The following is a 4,739-nucleotide window of genomic DNA, read 5'->3' as shown; positions in this document are numbered from 1 at the left end:
CGTGGACCTCCTCGTCACCCCCGCCGATGTCCAGGACCGCGACGCCGCCCGCGTCCTGCTCACCCGCCTTCATGCCGAGCACCCCGAGATCGTGCTCGTCTGGGCCGACAACGGCTACGGCGGCGAGGAGTTCGCCACCTGGGCACAGCACACCCTCGGCATCACCGTCAAGGTCGTCTCCCGCCCCAAGGACGCCAAAGGCTTCGTCCTGCTGCCGAAACGCTGGGTAGTTGAACGCTCAAATTCATGGACGATGCGGGCCCGTCGCAACGCACGCGACTACGAGCGCCTCATGTCCCATGCCGAAGCCCACATCCAGTGGGCCTTCATCACCCTCATGACCCGCCGCCTCACCCGCCGGAACCGCCGCACCGAGGTGGCCACAACTCCCCTCACGGCAGTCGCCTGACAGTCTTCCATTTTCCGTTCGGTTCGGCGTCCGCCGGACGCCGAACCGAACGGAAAAAAACGATCACTCCTCACCTGCATACCCCGCGACCTGCGGACAGGGGATGTGACACAGGCACTGAGCGCACCCGGTGTGCATCGGATGCACGATGCACACCGGGTGGGTGCGCACCACCGCACCAGGTGCGCACCGATCCGGTGCGGTGGTGCGATCCCGGGACAGCCTCACCATCGAGGCACGGCTGCGCTGCTACCTGGACCTGCGCCAGGCGATCAGCCCGGCTGCGCCGGACGAAGCCTTGGCATCGGTCTGACGAGAGGATTCCGCCGGGGGTGGGCCGGGTGGTATGACTACCTAGGGTTGATCTTGCGTTACGGCACGCTGCGGGGGGACATGGCTAAAGCGGAGGAAGCGGCTCAAGAAGAAGAGGGGCCGGTGTTTGAGGGCATTCCAGTGCCGAACTCGCCGTCCCAGGTCGTCCTGGCGCCTCCTATGCAGGGTGCCCCGCTGCTCACCGCCAAGCAGTACCTGTACACGTATTCGGATGTGCAGTGGGAAGAATTCACCGTCGAGTGGGTCCGCGCTCTGGGGCACCCGTACGTGCTGGTGACGCGCATGGGCGGGGCCGGAGACCGTGGTGCCGACGTCGCTGCCTGCTTGACCCGGCAGGGTACGAACGGTGAGTGGCACTGCTATCAGTGCAAGCACTACCAGGACGCGCTTCAGCCGGCGGACGCGTGGCCGGAGATCGTCAAGATCTTCGTGGCGAAGGTACTTGGCGTGTACGAGTTGCCGACCCGCTACATCTTCGTGGCACCGAAGATCGGCTCGTACCTGACCCGCTACCTGGCCAATCCGGCGACGCTGAAAGAAGAGTTCTTCAAGGCCTGGAACAAGGCAAACACCAAACTCGGCGCAGAGCTGCATGCGGGCGTCCGAACGGCGGTCGAGGCGCTCGCCCACGCCAACGACTTCTCCATGTTCGAGGCCCGGAACATCGATTGGATCGTGGACCTGCACCGCACGACGCCACATCATGCCCGACGCTTCCCGACCCCGCTCGGGCGCCGGCCCGCGGTCAAGCAGCCTCCATCGGAACAGGGAGCGCAGGAGGCGGTCTACGTCCAAAAGCTTCTGGCGGCCTACAACGAAAAGTACGGCCTCCAGTTGCAGACCCTCCATGAGGCCCGCGCCCACGCCCGGACGCAGCAGCACCTAGCGCGCCAGAGGGAAGCCTTCTACAGCGCCGAAGCTCTGCGGGTCTTCGCCCGTGAGAGCGTCCCGTACGAGACGTACGAGGCGGTCGAGACCGATCTTTTCGAGGCCGTGATTGAGGCTGAGGAACGCGAGTACGGCCTCGGCTATGAGCGGCTGACTGCCGTCTTGGAAGCGGCCGTGCACCACCAGCCGAACCCAGCCAACATCCTCGCCCCGGTCATCACCGTCCGCGACCGCAAGGGTTTGTGCCATCACCTTGCGAACGATGGTCAGCTGACCTGGTGCAAAGAGGAGTCGCAATGAGTCCTCGCCGCCGTCCACGAGGTCCCCGGACCGACGGGTCTGGAGCACCGCCAGGAGAACAGCCACCGGGTGAGGTACGCAACGCAACCACCGTGAGCCCTCTCAACAGCCCGCTGGAAGTCGGTGTCCGCGCCCTCGTCCTGCTGGCCGAGACCTTCCCGCGGCGCCTCGACGTTGCGCAGCTCGTGTACCTCGATCACGCCATGCTCCACAGCGGCGACCTCGACGGCGGACCGGACAGTCTCCACCCGGACCTTCCCGTCGGCCCAGGAGAGCTGGGCCTGCGGCGACGCCTCATCGAGCAGGGACTCGTCGTGCTGATGCGTGCTGGCCTTGCCGACATGGCCGCGACCGCGGACGGCTTCCTCTACGGCGCGACAGACGAAGCCGCCAGCTTCCTTGACGTCCTCGAAGCCCCCTACCTCGGCCAGCTCAAGGAACGCGCGGAGTGGCTGACCTCGGCGTACATGCATGAAGGAACGGATGTCCGCGACGGCATGAAGCAGATCACCCAGGACTGGACCGACCGTTCTCGGGCCGACGTCCCCAACCACGGGGAGGAGGAGATCTAGTGAGCGCCCTAACCCTGCTCCACCTCACCTTCGTCGGCCCCGGCAAAACGCCGGCCGCCGTGGAATTCGGGCGGCACCTGACCGTCATCTACGGCGCCTCAGACACCGGCAAATCCTTCATCGTCGAAGCCATCGACTACATGCTCGGCGCGAGCAGCCTCAAGGAGATCCAGGAAGCCGACGGTTACACCCGCATCCTGCTCGGCCTCCGCCTGGCCGACGGCCAGACCGTCACCCTCTCCCGGGCCCCCGATGACAACAAGGTCGAGATCCACAGCGGCGACGTCCGCGCACTGACCACTGCGCCCCCGGAGAAGACCCTCAACATCAGGCACAGCGCAACGAGCGAGAACAACCTCTCCCGCTACCTGCTCAAGCTCATCGGCGCCGACGGCCGCAACCTCCTCAAGAACCAACGGGGCGACCGGGTCTCCCTAAGCTTCCGCCACCTGGCCCACCTATGCGTCATCAGCGAGACACAGATGGCCGCTCCCCGCTCACCAGTCCTCACCAGCGGGCAGAACACCAGCGCCACCGCGGAGAAGTCGGCCTTCAAGTACCTGCTGACCGGGGCCGACGATCCAGAGGGGCCCAAGGGAGCGAGCGATGTCGACAAGAAGGTCGGCAAGGGAAAGATCGACCTCCTCGACCAGGTCATCACCGACACCCGGGACAGCCTCACCATCGAGGCGAACGAAGCCGAGCTGCGGGAACAACTTGGTCGTCTCGAAACGGCGCTGGCCAGCGCATCCGCAGTTGTTGGAGACCTGATTGCCAGGCGGTCGGCACTTCTGGGACGGACGCGCACTCTCGAATCTCGAACCACCGACAACCGAACCCGCGCCGGTGAGGTCCGCTCCCTGCTCGCCCGCTTCGACCTGCTTCGCCAGCAGTACGAGTCAGACCTCGCCCGCCTGCAGATGGTCGCCGAAGCCGGCACCCTCCTTGGGTACTTCCGCACCGGAACGTGCGTCTTCTGCGGTGCCACCCCCGAACACCAACAGGCTGGTCACCACCTTCACGAGACCACACAGCTTCAGGCCGCCGTCGTCGCGGAGACACGCAAGACCGCCGAACTCCATACCGATCTGCTCACCACGATCGAGGATCTCGAAGCCCAACTGGCGGGTCTCGACAGCGAACACGCCGCTTGCCGTGACGAGGATGAAGGGCTGCGTCGCGACTTGGCTCGTCTCGACGAACGCCTGGCGCCCCTGAACGCCGACAGCCAAGAACTTCTGTCCACCCGCTCGCGGATACAGGCGGACCTCGCCATCCATGCGCAGATCCAGCGGCTCGAGGAGATGAAGGCCAACCTGGAGTCGAGCACGTCGGAGCAACCGCCGCCGGCCCGCCTGGACGGTATCCCCGCCGCTGACCTTGCCGAGTTCGAGCGCATGGTCCAGCAGATTCTGCAGTCCTGGAAGGTGCCCGGCGACAACGGCGTCACCTACGACCAGAGCACGGCTGAGATCACCGTTGACGGCCGTCCCAGGAGTAGCCGCGGCAAGGGCATGCGCTCGGTCATCCACGCCGCCTTCTCCACCGCCCTTGCCGGATACACAGCCGCCCGCGACCTGTCGCACCCCGGGTTCGTCGTGCTCGACTCGCCGGTCCTCACCTATCGGGAGCCACACGAGCAGGACGTCCAGCTCACGCACAACGTCGTCGAGCACTTCTACCGGGGTCTGCTCAGCGACGTTCCGGGTCAGGTCATCGTGGTCGAGAACGGCGACCCGCCCAGGGACTTGGACGAGTACGCCACGGTGTACGCGTTCAGCACGCCAGGATCGGAACGCGCAGGATTCTTCCCGGCACAGGGCGAAGACTGAGCGCTCACTCGGTCGGCGCACCTGAGTGAGCCGGGCCTGGTCGTCGTCGACACGGCCGCCGACGACGCCACCGCCTTAGCCATCCAGCAGATGCTCGCCGAACGGTGGGCAGCAGCGACAGGGGAGCGGACGACGCGGGACGCGGATGAGCCCGGCGTACGGATGCGCTGCTACCCGGACCTGTGCCAGCTGATCAGCCCGGCCGCGGTGAACAAAGCCTTGCCACGGGTCAGCGCAGCCGCATCACAGTGACGGCCGCGTGCTGGGTCATGCCCCCACGACCTCCACCACCAAGTCCTCGCCGGAGGGCGTGTAGGAGTCGCCAGTACTCGCGTCAGTCTGCCCCCTGGGCTGCAAAATCGACCCCTGGACGGCGTGTTTCAGAGACACAGGCCCGCACAGCGC

At 66.1% G+C, this 4,739-nt stretch carries 5 protein-coding genes and 1 pseudogene; all 6 read left to right on the top strand.

From position 1 onward, the window contains the following. A pseudogene (locus tag IE312_RS33305) lies at positions 1–358 on the top strand (transposase); the annotation flags it as partial. Positions 359–572: 214 nt separating this feature from the next. Next, positions 573–722, top strand: coding sequence for a hypothetical protein (locus IE312_RS33300; protein ID WP_189985960.1), 150 nt, complete (start codon positions 573–575; stop codon positions 720–722). Positions 723–802: 80 nt separating this feature from the next. Beyond that, positions 803–1,930, top strand: coding sequence for an ABC-three component system protein (locus IE312_RS33295; RefSeq protein ID WP_189985959.1), 1,128 nt, complete (start codon positions 803–805; stop codon positions 1,928–1,930). Positions 1,931–2,022: 92 nt separating this feature from the next. Beyond that, entirely contained in the window at positions 2,023–2,502 is a 480-nt protein-coding gene (locus IE312_RS33290) for an ABC-three component system middle component 2 (protein WP_189985958.1), read from the top strand. After that, positions 2,502–4,334, top strand: coding sequence for a hypothetical protein (locus IE312_RS33285; RefSeq protein ID WP_189985957.1), 1,833 nt, complete (start codon positions 2,502–2,504; stop codon positions 4,332–4,334). The genes IE312_RS33290 and IE312_RS33285 overlap by 1 nt, the downstream gene beginning before the upstream one ends. 21 nt (positions 4,335–4,355) lie before the next feature. After that, positions 4,356–4,586 (top strand): DUF6207 family protein, encoded by a 231-nt coding sequence (locus IE312_RS43005; RefSeq protein ID WP_306419851.1) that lies wholly within the window; start codon positions 4,356–4,358, stop codon positions 4,584–4,586. Positions 4,587–4,739: the final 153 nt, after the last annotated feature.

The sequence above is a fragment of the Streptomyces capoamus genome, from assembly GCF_014654935.1.
GTDB lineage: Bacteria > Actinomycetota > Actinomycetes > Streptomycetales > Streptomycetaceae > Streptomyces > Streptomyces capoamus.
The sequence above is the reverse complement of the archived record's forward strand: the minus strand, read 5'-3'. Positions and strand labels throughout refer to the sequence as shown.

Coding starts and splice junctions, on each gene's coding strand:
- IE312_RS33295 (WP_189985959.1), top strand. CDS start 803: ATGGCTAAAGCGGAGGAAGCGGCTCAAGAAGAAGAGGGGCCGGTGTTT.